The 18,578-nt window shown below is 35.4% G+C and carries 19 protein-coding genes; 16 read left to right on the top strand and 3 right to left on the bottom strand.

Annotated features, from left to right (window positions below; all coding sequences use genetic code 11):
* Positions 1–93 precede the first annotated feature (93 nt).
* A complete protein-coding gene (gene spoVG, locus CW357_RS14290; RefSeq protein ID WP_124218386.1) occupies positions 94–381 on the top strand; it encodes a septation regulator SpoVG in 288 nt (95 codons plus the stop codon).
* A gap of 79 nt (positions 382–460) precedes the next feature.
* Here spoVG and nadA read toward each other — a convergent pair whose 3' ends face one another.
* Together nadA and nadC are read right to left on the bottom strand one after the other, a co-directional pair.
* A complete protein-coding gene (gene nadA / locus CW357_RS14295; RefSeq protein ID WP_119416063.1) occupies positions 461–1,540 on the bottom strand; it encodes a quinolinate synthase NadA in 1,080 nt (359 codons plus the stop codon).
* A 19-nt stretch (positions 1,541–1,559) separates the two neighbouring features.
* On the bottom strand, positions 1,560–2,417 hold the full coding sequence (gene nadC, locus CW357_RS14300; protein WP_119416033.1) for a carboxylating nicotinate-nucleotide diphosphorylase: 858 nt from the start codon (positions 2,415–2,417) through the stop codon (positions 1,560–1,562).
* 255 nt (positions 2,418–2,672) lie between these two features.
* Between nadC and CW357_RS14305 the strand changes: the two genes are divergently transcribed.
* The 8 genes from CW357_RS14305 (at position 2,673) to spoVT (ending at position 12,431) form a co-directional block, all read left to right on the top strand.
* Positions 2,673–3,806, top strand: a complete 1,134-nt coding sequence (locus tag CW357_RS14305) for a cysteine desulfurase family protein (protein WP_119416034.1) — start codon at positions 2,673–2,675, stop codon at positions 3,804–3,806.
* Between the two features lie 158 nt (positions 3,807–3,964).
* Positions 3,965–5,335: a bifunctional UDP-N-acetylglucosamine diphosphorylase/glucosamine-1-phosphate N-acetyltransferase GlmU gene (glmU, locus tag CW357_RS14310; RefSeq protein WP_119416035.1), complete on the top strand. Its 1,371-nt coding sequence runs from the start codon at positions 3,965–3,967 to the stop codon at positions 5,333–5,335.
* Between the two features lie 23 nt (positions 5,336–5,358).
* Positions 5,359–6,318, top strand: coding sequence for a ribose-phosphate diphosphokinase (locus CW357_RS14315; protein ID WP_119416036.1), 960 nt, complete (start codon positions 5,359–5,361; stop codon positions 6,316–6,318).
* Between the two features lie 230 nt (positions 6,319–6,548).
* Positions 6,549–7,148, top strand: coding sequence for a 50S ribosomal protein L25 (locus CW357_RS14320; protein WP_124218387.1), 600 nt, complete (start codon positions 6,549–6,551; stop codon positions 7,146–7,148).
* Positions 7,149–7,351: 203 nt separating this feature from the next.
* Positions 7,352–7,909 carry an aminoacyl-tRNA hydrolase gene (pth, locus tag CW357_RS14325; RefSeq protein WP_124218388.1) on the top strand — a complete coding sequence of 186 codons (558 nt, stop codon included), beginning with the start codon at positions 7,352–7,354 and terminating at the stop codon, positions 7,907–7,909.
* A gap of 60 nt (positions 7,910–7,969) precedes the next feature.
* The gene (locus tag CW357_RS14330) at positions 7,970–8,197 is read left to right on the top strand and encodes an anti-sigma-F factor Fin (protein ID WP_102693377.1); all 228 of its coding nucleotides are present in this window, start codon (positions 7,970–7,972) and stop codon (positions 8,195–8,197) included.
* Positions 8,198–8,280: 83 nt separating this feature from the next.
* Complete coding sequence (mfd, locus tag CW357_RS14335) at positions 8,281–11,808, top strand: transcription-repair coupling factor (protein WP_124218389.1); 3,528 nt, start codon at positions 8,281–8,283, stop codon at positions 11,806–11,808.
* A gap of 86 nt (positions 11,809–11,894) precedes the next feature.
* Positions 11,895–12,431 (top strand): stage V sporulation protein T, encoded by a 537-nt coding sequence (gene spoVT, locus CW357_RS14340; protein WP_119416040.1) that lies wholly within the window; start codon positions 11,895–11,897, stop codon positions 12,429–12,431.
* A gap of 62 nt (positions 12,432–12,493) precedes the next feature.
* On the opposite strand, the gene CW357_RS14345 is transcribed toward spoVT, so the two are convergent.
* Complete coding sequence (locus tag CW357_RS14345) at positions 12,494–12,811, bottom strand: hypothetical protein (protein ID WP_124218390.1); 318 nt, start codon at positions 12,809–12,811, stop codon at positions 12,494–12,496.
* 212 nt (positions 12,812–13,023) lie between these two features.
* Between CW357_RS14345 and CW357_RS14350 the strand changes: the two genes are divergently transcribed.
* The 7 genes from CW357_RS14350 (at position 13,024) to CW357_RS14380 (ending at position 18,402) form a co-directional block, all read left to right on the top strand.
* A complete protein-coding gene (locus CW357_RS14350) occupies positions 13,024–14,646 on the top strand; it encodes a putative polysaccharide biosynthesis protein (protein WP_124218391.1) in 1,623 nt (540 codons plus the stop codon).
* Between the two features lie 9 nt (positions 14,647–14,655).
* Complete coding sequence (gene mazG / locus CW357_RS14355) at positions 14,656–16,113, top strand: bifunctional methyltransferase/pyrophosphohydrolase YabN (RefSeq protein WP_124218392.1); 1,458 nt, start codon at positions 14,656–14,658, stop codon at positions 16,111–16,113.
* A gap of 17 nt (positions 16,114–16,130) precedes the next feature.
* Positions 16,131–16,421, top strand: coding sequence for an RNA-binding S4 domain-containing protein (locus tag CW357_RS14360; RefSeq protein WP_119416044.1), 291 nt, complete (start codon positions 16,131–16,133; stop codon positions 16,419–16,421).
* 176 nt (positions 16,422–16,597) lie between these two features.
* Entirely contained in the window at positions 16,598–16,897 is a 300-nt protein-coding gene (gene yabP / locus CW357_RS14365; RefSeq protein WP_119416045.1) for a sporulation protein YabP, read from the top strand.
* A complete protein-coding gene (yabQ, locus tag CW357_RS14370; protein WP_119416046.1) occupies positions 16,894–17,352 on the top strand; it encodes a spore cortex biosynthesis protein YabQ in 459 nt (152 codons plus the stop codon). Before yabP ends, yabQ begins: the two co-directional genes overlap by 4 nt.
* An 86-nt stretch (positions 17,353–17,438) precedes the next feature.
* Positions 17,439–17,855 (top strand): FtsB family cell division protein, encoded by a 417-nt coding sequence (locus tag CW357_RS14375; protein ID WP_119416047.1) that lies wholly within the window; start codon positions 17,439–17,441, stop codon positions 17,853–17,855.
* A gap of 115 nt (positions 17,856–17,970) precedes the next feature.
* The gene (locus tag CW357_RS14380; protein WP_119416048.1) at positions 17,971–18,402 is read left to right on the top strand and encodes a S1 domain-containing RNA-binding protein; all 432 of its coding nucleotides are present in this window, start codon (positions 17,971–17,973) and stop codon (positions 18,400–18,402) included.
* Positions 18,403–18,578 lie beyond the last annotated feature (176 nt).

Below are 18,578 nucleotides of genomic sequence, written 5' to 3' on the forward strand. Positions count from 1 at the left end.
AATTGTTTAAAATTAAGAAGGAAATAGATATACTTTTCTTGAATATATGTAAATAGATTCTAATTTACACCCAAGATGAGAGGTGGTGAAAAAATGGAAGTAACAGACGTAAGACTTCGACGTGTTGAGACAGATGGCCGCATGCGTGCCATTGCTTCCATCACACTGGACAACGAATTCGTCGTGCATGATATCCGTGTCATTGATGGAAATGCTGGATTATTCGTAGCAATGCCAAGTAAAAGAACACCTGATGGTGAGTTCCGTGATATTGCACATCCTATAAACTCGGGCACACGATCAAAGATTCAAGAATCTGTATTAGCAGCATATTCCGATTCAGAGGAAGCAGTAGTAGAAATATTGGAAGAACAACGATAAAAGTATAAAATAAGAGCCTTTCAATAATGTATTGAAACAGGCTCTATTTTTATTGGACATGATAGTTTTTAGAAGAAAACTATTGAACATGTTCTAACATACGTCGTAATGCTAATTTAGCATCTTTAGTCGTCTTAGCGTCGACAGTAATAATATTCCCCTTCTTTCCTTCTACAATTAGCTCTAAGGACCATAGGAGGTGCGGTAAATCAATTCTATTCATGGTCATACAAGGGCACATATTTGGATTTAATGAAATAATATTTTTGTCAGGATACTGGCGAATAATTCGACGAACAAGGTTCATTTCTGTTCCTATTGCCCAAGAGGAACCAGAAGGAGAAGCTTTAATAGTATCAATAATGTATTTGGTAGATCCATTATCATCAGCTGCGGCGACGACTTCATGCCTACATTCGGGATGCACAATAATACGCATTTCAGGATGTTCATCACGTACCTGGTTGATGTTATAAGCGGAAAATCCTTCATGTACTGAACAATGCCCTTTCCATAATATTACGCTGATATCTTCTAGTGCCCCGTCGAAAACTAATTCTTCCTTTAGGGGGTCCCAAATAGCCATTTGTTCTAATGAAACTCCTATGTCAAATGCTGTATTCCTACCTAGATGTTGGTCTGGCAAAAAAAGTAGTCGCCTTTTGTGCGTAAATGCCCAGCTTACCATTGACTTCGCATTAGATGAAGTAACGCATGCCCCACCATTTCGGCCTGTAAAAGCCTTAATACCAGCCGTTGAATTTACATAAGTTAGAGGGATAATTGTATCACCAAAAAGTTTTTGAAGTGCCTCCCAAGCAATTTCAGTTTGATGGATATTGGCCATGTCTGCCATTGAGCAACCTGCACGCATATCAGGTAAATAAACTATTTGTCTATCTTCTGTAAGCATATCTGCTGTTTCAGCCATAAAGTGTACTCCACAAAATACGATATGTTTTGCATCCACATTATTAGCACAAATTTGAGCAAGTTGTAGGGAATCTCCTGTAGCATCCGCAAACTGTATAACATCATCACGCTGATAATGATGCCCTGGTATGAAAAGTTTCTTACCTAATTGTTTTTTAATCTCCCAAACACGCAATTCCATCTCTTCTTTTGTAAGCGTGCTATAGTGAGGTGGCAACTGCGACATTTTTTCGAATAATGTAGGATTAGTGAGCAATTTGGGTAACTCCTTTCAATTGTACGAGTGCACTTATATCAAGTGCTTTAACAGAGTGTGTTAAAGAGCCTAGTGAAATCCAGTCAACTCCAGTTGCCGCGTAATCTTTAATTTGATTATATTGAATACCACCAGATACTTCTGTTGTAATATGTAGCGGTACAAGTGGAAGCCATTCTTTAATTTCTTCGGGGGTACGATTATCAAACATTATAATATCAACACCTGCTTCGATTGCCTCAATCAATTGTGCTTTTGTTTCAATTTCAGTCTCAATCTTAATAGTATGTCCGATTCGCGACCTTATTGTATTTACCGCACTTGTTATACTCCCTGCGAATGCAATATGATTATCTTTTAACATTACACAATCATAAAGCCCGTTTCGATGATTAAATGCACCTCCCATTCGTACAGCATATTTTTCTAGCATTCTCAAACCTGGTGTTGTTTTCCGTGTATCACAAATTTTCGCTGTAGAATGAACGGTTTGATTAACAGCTTGTTTAGTAGCGGTAGCAATTCCAGACATACGTTGTACTAAATTTAAGATAACTCTTTCCCCAGCGAGTAGCGTTTGAATAGGTCCTTCAATTTCTGCGATGAGATCGCCTTTATTTAATAAGTCTCCATCGTGTTTTAATAGATTGCATTTCACCCCATTATTGAACATAGAAAATCCGATTGTAATAATATCTTCCCCACAGAAAATCCCTTCTTCCTTTGCATGGAATGAGAAAGTTCCTATTGTGTTTTTTGCAAATAGACGTTCACCTGAGATATCGCCATCACCAATATCTTCTAAAAAAAATCTTTTAAGCATGGATTCGAGCTTTAGTTGATTCATGCCATACACCCCTTTATCGCTTTGTAATTTAAAGATTTTGAATAATAATGTGAGCTAATTAAAGTGCTGTAATCCCAATACTTTAAATAAGACAACTGTATAACTCTGCTTTTTCATATTCTAGTTTACAGTTGTCTTGTCACATATATTGACATAAAATACTGATTAAAACAAGCGTTTTAAAGCTATAACTCTGCTAAATATAATCTTACTTTTAAGGCTTTATGTATTGTAATTGAGAAAGGAGGAAGACCTATGGTTTATGTTGATTATTCAGCAACAGCACCAATGAGTGAATATGCTATAGAAACGTACAAGGATATTGCTAAAAGGTTTTATGGGAATCCATCAAGTCCTCATAATGAGGGAACAAACGCAAAACAAATATTAGAAAATGCAAGACGTATGATTGCACATTGTGCAGGTGTTGTGCCTGAGGGGATTTACTTTACAGGAAGTGGAACAGAGGGAAATCTAATTGCTATACTATCAATTGCTCGAGCTAATGCTCAGAAAGGAAAACATATCATTACTAGTGCTGCGGAACATACTTCTGTGCATGCTGCTATGAATACACTAGAACAAGAAGGATTTCAAATTACCAGATTACCTTTCAACCAAAATGGGCAAGTTAGTATTCAAGCAATCCGAGAGGCAATATGTGATGAGACCATACTTATTTCGATTCAGCATATTAATCCTGAAATAGGATCGATTCAGCCTATTGAACAAATTATTAAATTAGCAAAAAAATATCAGATCCGTTGTCATGTAGACTGTGTTCAATCGTTTGCGAAGTTTCCCTTAGATAGTTTTGCGAGTAAAGTAGATGCAATGGTATTTTCTGCACATAAAGTTGGTGGACCAAAAGGATGTGGAGCAGTATATATTCACCCAAAATGTAAAGCTTCTCTTCTATTTCCGGGATTAACACATGAAGGGGGATTACGTGGGGGCACTGTAGACGTACCAGGAATCGCTGCTTTTGCAGTAGCAGCAATAGAAACTAAAGAACAAACAAACTTATCTCATTTATCAACACTACGAAACAAATTGAAAGAACTATTAGCAGATAGTCCTTATCAATTTGTTGAGGCACCCAATGAAGTGCAATACCCAGCTATTTGTGGCATGCAAATAAAAGGATTAGAAGGACAATATATAATGTTGCACTTAAATGAACGTGGGATTTATATTTCAACAGGTAGCGCATGCGATGCGAATAGTTCTGTTGGAACGAAAGCAATAATAGCGATGGGATATCATATAGATGAAGCACGACAGTTCTTTCGAATTTCTTTTAGTAGTCAGACAACTAGTGAAGATATAAAGAAGGTTGCTGAAGGGTTAATTGAGATTGTGAATTGTACAAAAAGTATGGAATTGTAAATTTTTATCACTCTAGAAAATTTTACAAAAATAAAATAGACAAAATTTATAATATTAATTTGAACTTCACTGTTTTGTCAAGCCGTAAAGTCTTGAAAATTAGTTAAATTTGCTTTATAGTCAAAAGAGAAAATCTGCTTAATTGGAGGACTTAAGAAATGACGAATATTTATGCCGTAATTTTGGCAGCTGGCCAAGGCACGCGTATGAAGTCCAAATTATATAAAGTTCTTCATCCGGTTTGTGGTAAGCCGATGGTTGAACATGTGGTAGACCATATTCAAGAATTGAATGTTGAACGTATCGTGACAGTTGTTGGTCATGGTGCTGAAAAGGTTCAAGAACAATTGAAGGACAAAAGTGAATATGTATTACAAGCTGAACAATTAGGTACAGCACATGCAGTTCAACAAGCAGAACCAATCCTTGGTGATCTAGATGGTACAACAATTGTTATATGTGGTGATACACCTTTAATTCGCCCTGAGACAATGAAAGCGCTATATGAATATCACGAAGCCAATCATGCAAAGGCCACAATTTTAACAGCTATAGCTAAAGATCCTACCGGTTACGGTCGCATTATACGCGGAGAGGATGGTCAGGTAGCTCAAATCGTCGAACAAAAAGACGCAACACCTGAACAAAGAAAAGTAACCGAAATTAATACAGGGACATATTGCTTTGATAACAAAGCTTTGTTCGCTGCATTGAAACTAGTGAATAATGATAACGCACAAGGTGAATATTATTTACCAGATGTGATTGAAATTTTGCAAAAACAAGGCGAAATTATAGCAGCTAATGTTACAGAAAACTTTTATGAAACACTTGGAGTAAACGATCGAGTAGCTTTATCTCAAGCTGAAAGTATTATGCGTGCGCGTATTAACGAAAATCATATGCGTAATGGGGTTACAATTATTAATCCCGAAAATACTTATATCAGCGTTGATGCAAAAATTGGTCGCGATACCGTTATTCAACCAGGTGTGATGATTGATGGGGATTCTGTCATTGGTGAAGACTGTTTAATAGGACCGAATAGTCATATTCAACATAGCCAAATTGGGGATCGTACTTCTGTACATTCTTCTGTTGTGGAAGATAGCCAAATTGGCAATGATGTTGCAATTGGTCCGTTTGCGCATATACGCCCAGCATCAAATGTTGGTAATCATGCGAAAGTTGGTAATTTTGTAGAATTGAAAAAAACGACACTTGGCGAAGGTAGTAAAGCCTCTCATCTAACTTATTTAGGGGATGCAGAAGTTGGTGCCAGCGTCAATATTGGTTGTGGTACGATTACCGTTAATTATGATGGTAAAAATAAGTATCAAACAGTAATTGAAGATCATGCTTTTATTGGTTGCAACGCAAATTTAATAGCTCCTGTCAAAGTCGGCAAAAATTCATTTGTCGCTGCTGGATCAACTGTTACAAAAGATGTACCGGAAAATGCACTTGCTATCGGTCGTTCTCGACAAGAAAACAAAGAAAACTATGTTAACAAATTAAATTTAAAATAATTAAAAATTAACAGGAGGCCATCATGCCGTATCAATATGCTAACTCAAATTTAAAAATCTTTTCACTAAATTCAAATGAACCACTTGCTACAGAAATTGCAAAAGAAGTGGGTGTAGAATTAGGAAAAAGTTCTGTAAAACACTTCAGTGATGGAGAAATTCAAATCAGTATTGAGGAAAGTATTCGTGGTTGTGACGTATTTATTGTTCAGTCAACTTCAGCTCCAGTAAATGAAAATCTAATGGAACTGCTTATTATGGTTGATGCTGTGAAACGTGCATCTGCACGCACAGTAAACGTAGTAATGCCTTACTATGGCTATGCTCGTCAAGACCGTAAAGCACGCTCACGCGAACCGATTACGGCAAAATTAGTGGCAAACTTATTAGAAACTGCTGGTGCAACTCGTGTAGTTGTTCTAGATTTACATGCTCCACAAATTCAAGGTTTCTTCGATATTCTTATCGATCACCTAATGGGTGTACCTTTGTTATCTGATCATTTCAAACAAAAAGGATTCAATCCAGATGATGTTGTAGTAGTATCACCTGACCATGGTGGTGTAACTCGTGCTCGTAAAATGGCAGAACGACTAAAGGCACCAATTGCTATCATCGATAAACGTCGTCCAAAACCAAATGTAGCAGAAGTTATGAACATTGTTGGTAATGTTGAAGGGAAAATTTGTATCTTAATCGATGACATTATTGATACAGCTGGTACAATTACAATCGGCGCTGAAGCTCTTGTAAAAAGTGGTGCAAAAGAAGTTTATGCTTGCTGTACACACCCTGTATTGTCAGGCCCAGCAATTGATCGTATTGAAAACTCAGTAATTAAAGAATTAGTTGTTACAAACTCAATTCAATTACCTGAGGAAAAGAAAACACCAAAAATTAAAGAATTATCAGTTGCTACATTACTTGCTGATGCGATTGTTCGTATTTATGAAAATAAATCTGTAAGTAAATTATTTGATTAATTTTTAACGTAAGTTTAGCCCTACATCTAGAAACAGATGTAGGGCTTTTATAATTGTTTAAAATAGAGATATCGACTATAAACATATAAATTTATTTTTAAATAATTGTTTCATTCCTTGAAGAAATGGACACATTTGATAATGTGGTAATTCTATTTCTTACTTTGTTAATGTAGATTGATCTTTGAACAATTAGCAAAGTAGATGACAAAGGAGGAGACAACATATTTATGAATACTGTAGTTCATGTAAAAAAACGTGAGGTCGGAAAGAAATCTGTATTGTCAACCTTAAGAAAAAATGGTTTTGTCCCAGCTGTGGTATATGGATATCAAATAGAACCAATACCAATTGCTGTAAACGAAAGAGAATTTGAAAGATTATTAAGTAAAGAGGGTAAAAATAGCATCATTTCTCTAAACATTGAAGGTAAAGAAGTAAAGGCGGTAGTGTTTCAGTTCCAGAAAGATACTACTAAAGAAAAGTATATTCATGTAGACTTTTTGTCAGTCGACATGTCTAAGTTAATCGGTATTGAAGTACCAATCGTATTAAAAGGATTACCTATTGGCGTTAAAGAAGGTGGTGTATTACATCAACCTCTTCGATTGATGAAGTTAATCGTAAAGCCAAATGAAATCCCTGAAAAAGTTGAGATTGATGTGTCCAACTTAGCTATTGGTCATGCTTTAACTATTGGAGATATTCGAAAAAAAGTAAAGTATACAATCTCAGGTGACAATCAAGTAACATTAGTAGTTGTATCAACACCAACTGTAAGAATGGATTTAGACACTGAAATAACGGATCAACCAGAAGAAGCGGTATAACTACTCTACCTTAACAGGACCTTGCGTTATAAATGAAAACGTGAGGTTTTTTAATATATTGTAGCTATTTTTTCTAGTAATAATGTTAAGTAAACTGCATAATACTATGGAAATTGACTAATCTATCAGCTTAAATCTTTTCTCTAATCATTATGGCGTATGTTAAAATAACAAGGATTAGTTAGAAAAGGAAGATGTCAAATATGAAGTTAATAATTGGATTAGGTAATCCTGGGAAAGAATATGAACATACTCACCACAATGTTGGGTTTGATACAATAGATTTATTAGCACAAAAGTGGAATATTCCATTAAATCAACAAAAATTCAACGCTATGTACGGCACTGCTCATCGTCCAGAAGGTAAAGTAATGTTGATGAAACCTCTTACATATATGAATTTATCTGGGGAAGCTGTACGTCCTATGATGGATTACTTTGATATTGATGTAGAGGATATTGTCGTTATTTATGATGACTTAGATTTAGATAAGGGGAAATTACGCCTTCGTCAAAAAGGAAGCGCAGGTGGTCATAATGGAATTAAATCTCTGATTCAGCACATTGGCACGCAAAACTTTAACAGAATCCGTGTAGGGATTAATCGACCACCAGTAGGCATGAAGGTACCAGACTATGTACTTTCAAAATTTTCGAAGAAAGAGCAACCATTAATGCAAGATGCCTTTAATCGTGCAGCAGATGCCTGTGAATATTGGTTAGAAAAGCCATTCACAGAAGTGATGAATCGATTTAACTAAATTGTGAAGCATAAAAGGAACCAAAGCTGTCTATACTTTTTATAAAAGGGAGGCATGCTTATGGCTATTCGTTACAGATGTCGTCATTGCAACACGGAAATAGGCGTATTGCCATTTGATTCTGAAGAAAGTATTCGTAAACTTCATCAACTAAATGAACAAGATGCTAAGGAATTTATCCGTCATGAGCAAAATGGTGATACAACAGTAGAAAGTATTTGTGAACATTGCGAAGACTCACTGAAGAAGTTCCCAAATTATTATGCATTAAAAAATTGGTTACAGTAAATCGCTTTGGCGCTTAGGCGTCCAAGGCCTTTTTCTGTAGATTTTACAATATATATTGTATTTACCAAAGAAGGGAGGACGTTATGAAGATATTACGTCAATTGTTAATGCAAGACCCACATGTACAACGGTTGTTAGAAGAGATTAAAAGTGGTCAAGATGCACAACTGATTACTGGTCTTTCGGGGAGTGCAAGACCTGCATTTTTAGATACAATTTATGATTATATTCAAAAACCTATTTACATAATTTCACCAAACTTACTGCAAGCACAAAAAAACTTTGATGATTTAGTGAAACTTGTAGGTGAAGATTATGTTCACTATTATCCAGCCGATGAGTTTATCGCTGCTGATATGGCAACAGCGAGTCCAGAATTACGTGCCCAGCGTATTGAAACATTGGACCATATGTTACATCAACAAAAAGGTATCTATATAATTCCTGTAGCAGGTATGCGTAAAGTTTTGCCTCCGAAAGAGGAATGGTTAAATTTACATTTAAATGCAACTGTCGGAGAAGAACTGATAGTAGAAGAGTGGCTTCAAAATCTAGTGACTATGGGGTATACAAGAAGCCATATGGTAACAACGCCTGGTGAGTTTGCTTTACGTGGAGGTATTTTAGATATTTATCCTCCATATATTGAAAATCCAATTCGTGTTGAATTATTTGATACAGAGGTTGATTCGATTCGAACATTTTCAGCGGATGATCAACGTTCAATTGAAAAGTTAGATCAGATTCATATTTTACCTGCCTCAGAGTTTGTATTGACGAGAGAACAGCGGCTACATGTTGCGCAAAAGTTGGATGAGGCTTTAGCAGATAGTCTAAAAAAGGTGAAAAATAGGGAAATACAAGAACAACTCTATCAACACATTCAAACGGATATAGAGCTACTCAAACAAGGAGAATTGCCTGAATTTATAAATAGATATGGTTCGTTATTATATGACCAACCTTCGTTTCTAGGGGACTACTTTGCTCAAGATGGTCTTGTTGTATATGATGAGCTAGGACGTATTCAAGAAGTTATGGAAGCTTGGGAAAAGGAAGAGAAAGAATGGTATCTATCCCTAATTGAAGAAGGAAAATTAGTGCATGCTGTTAAACCTTCATATTCTTTAAAAGAAATCATTGCAATGATACATTTACCGTCAATTTATTTCGCTTTATTTGCGAGATCATTTTCAGGAATTCGTTTTAAAAAGACGACAAGTTTTTCATGTAAACCTATGCAACATTTCCATAGTCAAATGCCTTTGTTGAAAAATGAAGTAGAACGTTGGCAACTAGGAAAATTCACTGTCCTATTTGTAACAGAAAATGAAGAACGTCTATCAAACATACAAACAACTTTAGCAGATTACGATATTCATATACAGATTGGTGAACCTAGAAAAGAAGGTATCTTTGCTATTTCTGGCCAATTATCTGCAGGCTTTGAATTACCTTTGCAACGTTTAGCTATTGTCACTGAGGAAGAGCTTTTTAAACAAAAGACGAAGAAGAAAAAAAGTCGACCTCAAAAAATGACCAATGCTGAAAGAATAAAAAGTTACACAGAGATAAAACCTGGCGATTATGTGGTGCATATTCATCATGGTATAGGGAAATATATCGGCATTGAAACGCTAGAGGTCAATGGCAAGCATAAGGATTATCTACATATCCGATATCGTGCGGACGATAAGCTTTATGTTCCTGTCGATCAAATCGATTTAATCCAAAAATACGTTGGATCAGAAGATAAAGAGCCAAAACTTCACAAATTAGGCGGAACAGAATGGAAAAAAACAAAGAGTAAGGTATCATCAGCAGTACAAGATATTGCAGATGATTTAATCAAACTATATGCAAAACGTGAGGCGGAAAAAGGTTATGCATTCTCTCCTGATGGTGATGAACAACGTGCATTTGAAGAGGCATTCCCTTATGAAGAAACAGAAGATCAACTGAGGACAATCCAAGAAGTGAAGATAGATATGGAAAGAGAGCGTCCTATGGATCGTCTTGTTTGTGGGGACGTTGGATACGGGAAAACTGAAGTCGCTATTCGTGCTGCATTCAAAGCTGTTATGGATGGTAAACAAGTAGCCTTTTTAGTACCAACAACCATTTTAGCTCAACAACATTTTGAAACTTTCCAGGAAAGATTCCAAGATCAAGCTATTTCAATTGGCCTTTTGAGTCGTTTCCGCACACGTAAACAACAAAATGAAACATTAAAAGGGCTAAAAGATGGATCTGTAGATATTGTTATTGGAACACATCGATTGTTATCAAAAGACGTTGTTTATAAAGACCTTGGATTATTAGTAGTCGATGAGGAACAACGTTTTGGTGTTACCCATAAGGAAAAGATTAAGCATTTAAAGACAAATGTAGATGTATTAACGTTAACAGCAACTCCGATACCTCGTACATTGCATATGTCAATGGTAGGAGTGAGAGATTTATCTGTTATCGAAACGCCACCTGCTAATCGATTCCCCGTACAAACGTATGTTATGGAGCATAATGGAGCCCTTGTACGTGAAGCAATTGAACGTGAAATGTCCCGAGGAGGGCAAATATTCTATTTACACAATCGTGTTGACGATATGGCCCGTAAAGTAGAAGAAATTCAAATGCTTGTACCAGATGCTCGAGTAGGGTTTGCCCATGGGCGAATGACAGAGTCTGAATTAGAATCTGTAATCCTACGTTTTTTAGATGGTGACTATGATGTTTTAGTAACAACAACAATTATCGAAACAGGTATTGATATTCCAAATGTAAATACATTAATTGTAAACAATGCGGACAGGATGGGCCTTTCACAACTTTATCAATTAAGAGGGCGAGTTGGGCGTTCTAATCGTATAGCATATGCTTATTTCATGTATCAAAGAGATAAAGTATTAACAGAGGTAGCAGAACAACGCTTACAAGCGGTGAAAGAGTTTACAGAGCTTGGTTCAGGCTTCAAAATTGCTATGCGCGATTTATCTATTCGTGGAGCAGGAAACTTACTTGGTTCGCAACAACATGGCTTTATCGATTCAGTTGGGTTTGATCTGTATTCTCAAATGCTAGAGGAAGCAATTTCTGAGCGTCAAACAGGTGTGAAGAAAGAGGAAGAAAAAGATATTGAAATTTTAATCCCTTACGATGCATATATACCTGATGCTTATATTCCAGATGGTTATCAAAAAATACAAATGTACAAACGTATTAAAGGAATGGATGAAGAGGAAGACTACTACGAAATTTTAGAAGAATTACAAGATCGTTTTGGAGATTTACCAACTGAAACTGAGCGATTACTTCGAATTGCACGGATAAAAGTATGGGCTAAAAGGGTTGGTGTCGATTCGATTAAAACAAAAAATAAAATAATAATTATTGATATTTCTGAAGAAGGAACAGCTAGTCTAGATGGAGGTAAAGTCGTTTCAGAATCTATGCAATTTGGGCGTGCGGTAGGGTTCCAATTAGAAGGACAACGATTAGTCTTAACCATTGATGAGAAAAAGGCAGAGAGACAATCTCCATTTGATATTCTAGAAACATTGATGAAGTTATTACCAACAGCCATTCATCAAAAGGTAGAGATAAGAGACTAATTTTTGTTATGTATATTTTTTATTTGATTGCTCCATACTAACGGCAAGTACAATATTGAAAATTTGTCGAAAGTGAGGCAACACGAATGAAAGCAACAGGCATTGTGCGCCGAATCGATGATTTAGGACGCGTAGTTATCCCGAAAGAGATACGAAGAACTTTACGCATTCGTGAAGGTGACCCATTAGAAATATTTACCGATCGTGAAGGGGAAATTATATTAAAAAAATATTCTCCTATTAATGAGTTGAGTGATTTTGCTTTATCTTATGTTGAGACATTATTTGAAACATTGGGCACGAGTGCACTCATTAGTGATCGAGATGAAATTATTGCTGCAGCAGGTGTATCTAAAAAAGAGTATTTGAATCGCCAAATATCTACTTTTGCAGAAGATTGTATTCTACAAAGAACTGTTATTGTTGAAAAACATGAAAACTCTGTTGAAATTGTACCTGGGCAAATTGAGCAGATTAAATCTTATTGTATAGCTCCAATTGTAGTTAGTGGGGATGCAATAGGTGCTGTTTATATTTTGTCTAAGATGCATTTTATCGGTGATACTGAACAAAAGGTAGCTGAAACAGCAGCACATTTTTTAGCAAAACAAATGGAAGATTAAAAATAAAAGCCATTCGACTATTGAAGGATCTCAATAGGGGATGGTTTTTTATATAGGAAAAGTTAATCCTTTAAACGAATCGATTTTAGAGCAGATGATGCATTAAGAAGATCTAACATTTCCCTCGTATTATTTTTAGGTGAGGAGGGTATTAGAGAAGATTCCTCTTCACTTATCCGTAATTCGGAGATTAAAGTTTTCGTACCATTTGCCTTTAATAAGTATTTACGAACAAAACCATTTTTTCTTTCCATTATCATACGAGGATACTTGTATTTAAATCTTCCTTCAACTTTTAGGTAGTTTTCTTGTGTAAAAGGTGACTGTTTGAATTTAGCAGTATTTTGGAATGTATCTATTTTTGAAACAGAGAATTTCATAGAAACCCCTCCTCGTTGCTATCTATACCATTTTTATCGACTGAATTTTCTGGAATTTAATATTAATAGATTGAATATCCAACACTATTTATTAATAATCAATTCCTTTGCTATAACGCTGTGGAAATATCGAAGTATAGGATAAATATGCTATACTGTTCTAAAATCTTGTAAAGAAAATGAATTGATGAATTAAAGGAAAGAGGATTATCATGTCCGAAAAATGGGGGATGAAAGCGTATTTAAAAGGCGTTGCTCTTCTTACTATAGCAGCCCTTGTTGTTAAGATATTGAGCATGGTATACCGTGTGCCTTTTCAAAATTTAGTCGGGGATCATGGCTTTTATATTTATCAGCAAGTTTATCCGTTTATAGCAATTTTCGTTACATGGACGGCTAGTGGCTTAGCAGTGGCAATTTCTAAAATCCTTGCAGATATAGAGGATACTAGTGATGAAGGTGAAAGAAGTACAGTATTACGGATTATTTTCATCTTTTTAGTGGTTCTATCAATAGTCTGTTTTAGTATTTTATACTTTGGTGCACGATTTTTTGCATATTGGATGGGCGATATAAAACTAGCTGGTTTACTTAGAATCGGATCATTTGTTGCCTTTAGTATGCCGCTATTAGCAATTTATAAAGGGGTATTCCAATCAGTAGGTATTATGCAGCCAGTTGCATATGCACAAATTGTTGAGCAAACAGTGCGAGTAGCAGTTATTTTAGGTGGTACGTATATCATCATGTCTACCACTGAATCTTTATATGGTGCGGGGAAAATAGCCTTATTAGGGACAGTTGTAGGGGAATTTGCAGGAATACTATTATTAGCTGTATATATAAAGAAACAGTCAACCGATATTAAATTGGGTAGAGTCGGAAAAAGGAAGCTAGCCACTTGGGGAATATTAAAAAAATTAATCGTATTAAGTATAAGTGTTAGTATGAGCAGTCTAGTCTTACTAGTATTTCAATTAATCGATTCATTTACAATTTATAGTACGTTAAAAGAAAGTGGAATGAATCCTCTTCGGGCAATGGAAACGAAAGGAATCTATGATCGAGGCCAACCGTTAGTACAAGTTGGTTTAGTGATAGCGTCGTCTCTTTCACTTGCAATTGTTCCATTAGTTGCACATGCTTCTAAACGAAACCAAGGGCACAATGCTGAACGTTATATACAGCTAACATACCGTACAGCTCTCTTATTTGGTCTTGCAGCAGCTGTTGGTTTAATACTTGTTATGCCGAATATTAACATGACCTTGTTTGAAACAACAGATTTGTCAAATGTTCTATCTGTATTTGTATTACAAATCATTTGGTTATCACTTATTCTGACATTAACAGCGATGTTACAAGGTTTAGATTATTTGAAAATACCCGCTTGCTTATTAGTTCTAGGTGTATTCGTTAAACTATTTTTTAATAAATTATTCATTTTGCAATTTGGAATAGCTGGAGCTGCTTGGACAGGAAATTTAGCGCTTTTTATAACAGTAATTGGTCTTATATGGTATTTTAAAAAAGAGGAAAAAATTCAATTAGCGCTGCCACGGTTTTATTTTGGTGCGTCGCTCGCTTTGCTCGCGATGATATTAGTTGTAGTGCTATTTACAATACTTGCAGAACCAATGATTTTTCCTTCCATAGCGGGGCGCGCACGAGCGTTGGTACTTTGTATTTCTAAAGCTGCAATAGGTGCATTTGTATTTTTAACAATGCTTGCCAAGCTGAAAATATTATCTATACGAGATTGGTATCTATTACCTTTCGGACGTCGTATGGCAAGCTATCAACTTGCTTTACAACGAAAAAATAAACAAAATTAGGTGAAGAATATGCATCAACTAACAATCATTGGACTAGGCGCAGGAGATTTTGAACAACTCCCAATAGGTGTCTATAGAAAGTTAAAACAAGCAAAGAAAATATGTGTACGTACTAAAGAACATGCTGTATTAGATGAATTAGCAAACGAAGGTATTCAATTTGAAAGTTTCGATGCAATGTATGAAAAACATGAAGATTTTTTATCGGTATATGAAGAAATTGTAGAGACATTATTAAAATATATAGAATCTGAAGATGTAATATATGCCGTTCCTGGGCACCCTTTGATGGCTGAAATGACTGTACAACTTTTGATTGAAGCTGAAAAGAAAGGTCAAGTCCAACTTAAAATTGAAGGTGGACAAAGTTTCTTAGATGCCGTTTTCGGAGCTCTTCGTATTGATCCAATTGATGGGTTTGAACTTGTTAATGGTACAACTTTTTCTATCCATCAAGTGAACATGTACAAGCATTTATTAATTGCACAAGTATATGATCAATTCAGCGCTTCAGAAGTAAAATTAACTTTACTTGAAAAGTATCATCCAGATTATCCTATCAAAATTGTAACTGCTGCAGGATCAAAAGATGAAATGATTCGTACTGTACCTTTACATGAGTTAGATCATGTTGCAGAAATAAATAATTTAACAACAGTGTATGTTCCACCTGTGAAAGATAAAAAGGATGCGCTTCGTGAATGGTCAACATTCCGTGAAATTATCAAAACATTAAGAAGTCCTGATGGTGGTTGCCCTTGGGATCGAGCTCAAACGCATGAAAGTCTAAAACGTTATATGTTAGAAGAAGTACATGAATTTTTACAAGCTATTGATGAACAAGATGATGAGCATATGATTGAAGAACTTGGCGATGTATTACTTCAAGTATTTATGCAAGCACAAATTGCAGAAGATGATGGGTACTGGAATTTAGAAGATATTTTGGCTGGGGTAGCAGGGAAAATGATACGCCGCCATCCTCATGTCTTTAGTGATGTACAGGTTGAAAGTGTAGAAGATGTCAATGCCAACTGGGAAAAAATAAAGAAAAAAGAACATCAAAATGATGATCATGCAGAACCGTTATTAAAAGGTGAATATCGTGCAACTTCTTCGTTGCAAACATCCTATAACTATCAACGTAGAGCAGCTAAAGTGGGGTTTGAATGGCCTAATATTGATGGAGTTTGGGAAAAGGTAGCTGAGGAATGGCAAGAATTCCGCCAAGAAATAGAAAATGGCACACAAGAAACTAGACTAGATGAATTTGGCGACGTATTGTTTACACTTGTAAACTTGGCGCGAGTATATAAAATCTCTGCAGAAGATGCGATGCTTCACGCAAATGCAAAATTTGCAAAGAGATTTGGCTATGTAGAACAACAAGTTATAGCTGGCCGAAAGGATTTTAAAGACTATTCACTCGAAGAATTAGATAAGTTTTGGCAAGATGCAAAACAATAAGAAAAGGGAGTATACGAATGCGATTAGATAAATTTCTTAAAATATCTCGATTAATAAAAAGACGAACATTAGCTAAAGAAGTAGCTGATCAAGGACGCATTACCATTAATGGTAAAGTTGTCAAAGCTAGTAGTGCTGTAAAAGTGGGCGACGAGTTAGCTATTCGTTTTGGTCAAAAAATAGTAACTGTTCGAATTGAAGAATTAAAAGACGTCGTCCGTAAAGAAGAGGCTGCTAAAATGTTTACCATCTTAAAAGAGGAAAAACTAGATAGAGTCGAACCTCAATTTATCGATGATGAGGCCTAAGTAATAGCGGCTGTTTTTAGTTTATAGTACATTTTAAAATTCGAAAGCTTTTGTAGTCTAAAATAAAACCACTATCAAAATATTAATTGATAGTGGTTTTATTTTTATATTTATCTTCATATATTAGATTGTCCAAACATATAGATTAATAGACAGGACAAGGAGGGGAATAGAAGATGACATTCCAACAGGATAATGCCACTTATACAATTCCAACAGGAGATCATTTATTAACGGTTCGTAATCGCAAAAGAATGGATGTTACATCTGTAAAATCAATTGAACGCTTTGATCAAGAGGAGTTTTTTGTACTCACCTCTCAAGGTCATTTGCAAATTCGTGGGGAAGATTTAAGAATTGTCCATTTAGATGTAGATAAGGGATTACTCACTTTAGAAGGTACAGTGAAGAATCTTCAATATGATGAAGAGGACAGTGGACTATCCCGCAGTATTTTGCATAAATTATTTGGATGACAGTTTCTGAACAATTCCTCAGTATAGCAACACTAATTGCTAGTGGTGTTATAGGAGCAGCTTGTATTGATTTAGTACGTACATTCAGTCATTATGCGCCACCGAAATCATTTTGGCGAAAAGGCTACATCATATTTGAATTATCTACATGGGTTCTATTAGGAATTGGTACATTTCTATTATTAATGATTGTAAGGGATGGGGAATGGCATTTTGTTGATTTCCTATCCCAATTACTAGGATTTTGTCTTTATCAATTGTTTCTACAGGATGTATTTCGTTTTGCAGGGCGAATGATTGATAGATTAATCATACAACCTATATTTTTTATATTTCATCTTTTACTGAAATTAATACGACAAATCATGCGGTTAATTACTTCTATTTTCAGATTTTTTACATTTCCTATTCGATTTGCTGTCGAAAAAATTAGAAAGATAAAGCTTAAAAAATAGGTAAAAGTTAGATATAATAGGATTGATATGTAAATGGTAATTAGTTAAACGTTGCATTTAATCATACTCAAAGGAGGGTACCTAACATGCCACTAACATCTAAGCAACTTTCTAAAAAGACTACACAAATGCCAACTGATTATGCAAAAACTGAAATACGTAAAAATATGATTAATAGCAAACGTAAAATTCGCTTACGTCGTAGACTTACAGTAATGACAATAATATTTGCTCTAATTGCAGGTTCCCTCATGGTTATGTTGATTAAACAAAAGAGCGTATTGGCAGATAAAGAAAAACAAAAAATTGAATTGCAACATGATTTAGCAAAGCAAAAAGAAAAACAGGATGATCTAAAAATTCAAATTGCTAAATTAAAAGACGACGACTACATCGCTAAGCTTGCACGAAAGGATTTATTCTTATCTGAGGATGGAGAGATTATTTTTTCAATTCCTAAAGCATCAGAAAAAGATAAGAAAAAAACAGATTCAAAAGAGTAGTCTTATTGACACTCTTTTTTTGTTGGCTATAATAAAAGGTAAGAATCACTAAAGTTTTACAAATTGATTTTAAGACTTATAAGTCGCTTAAATTTTAAGGAGGAGCATTTTTTTTATGTCAATTGAAGTAGGCAGCAAGGTACAAGGTAAAGTAACAGGTATCACAAATTTTGGAGCATTCGTGGAGCTGCCAAATGGCTCAACAGGTCTTGTTCATATTAGCGAGGTTGCTGACAACTATGTAAAAGATATTAATGACCATTTGAAAGTTGGGGAAATGGTTGAAGTAAAAATTATGAACGTTGGAGCTGACGGTAAAATTGGTTTATCAATCCGTAAAGCAAAACCTCAAGCTGAACGACCAGAGCGTCCTCAACGTCCACGCCATAACAACCATCGTTCAAATGACCGTGGTGAACATCGTCAACCTAAAGAAAACTTTGAACAAAAAATGGCGCGATTCCTAAAAGACAGTGAAGATCGTCTTGCAACATTAAAACGTGCACAAGATTCTAAACGCGGTGGCCGTGGCGCAAGAAGAGGATAACTTGCTGGCTATTTTAATCGTAGAAAAAGTGTTTTGTTAATAATTAAGAGACTGTTATAAAGTGTAGCTATACTTTATAACAGTCTCTTTTGTATTGGTAGAAATCACCGTAAACAAGACATAGTAAATAGTGTTATCCATGTTAAACGTAAGCCCGAAATATAAAAAATAAGCGC

Source organism: Rummeliibacillus sp. TYF005, assembly GCF_003844195.1.
Classification (GTDB): Bacteria; Bacillota; Bacilli; order Bacillales_A; family Planococcaceae; genus Rummeliibacillus.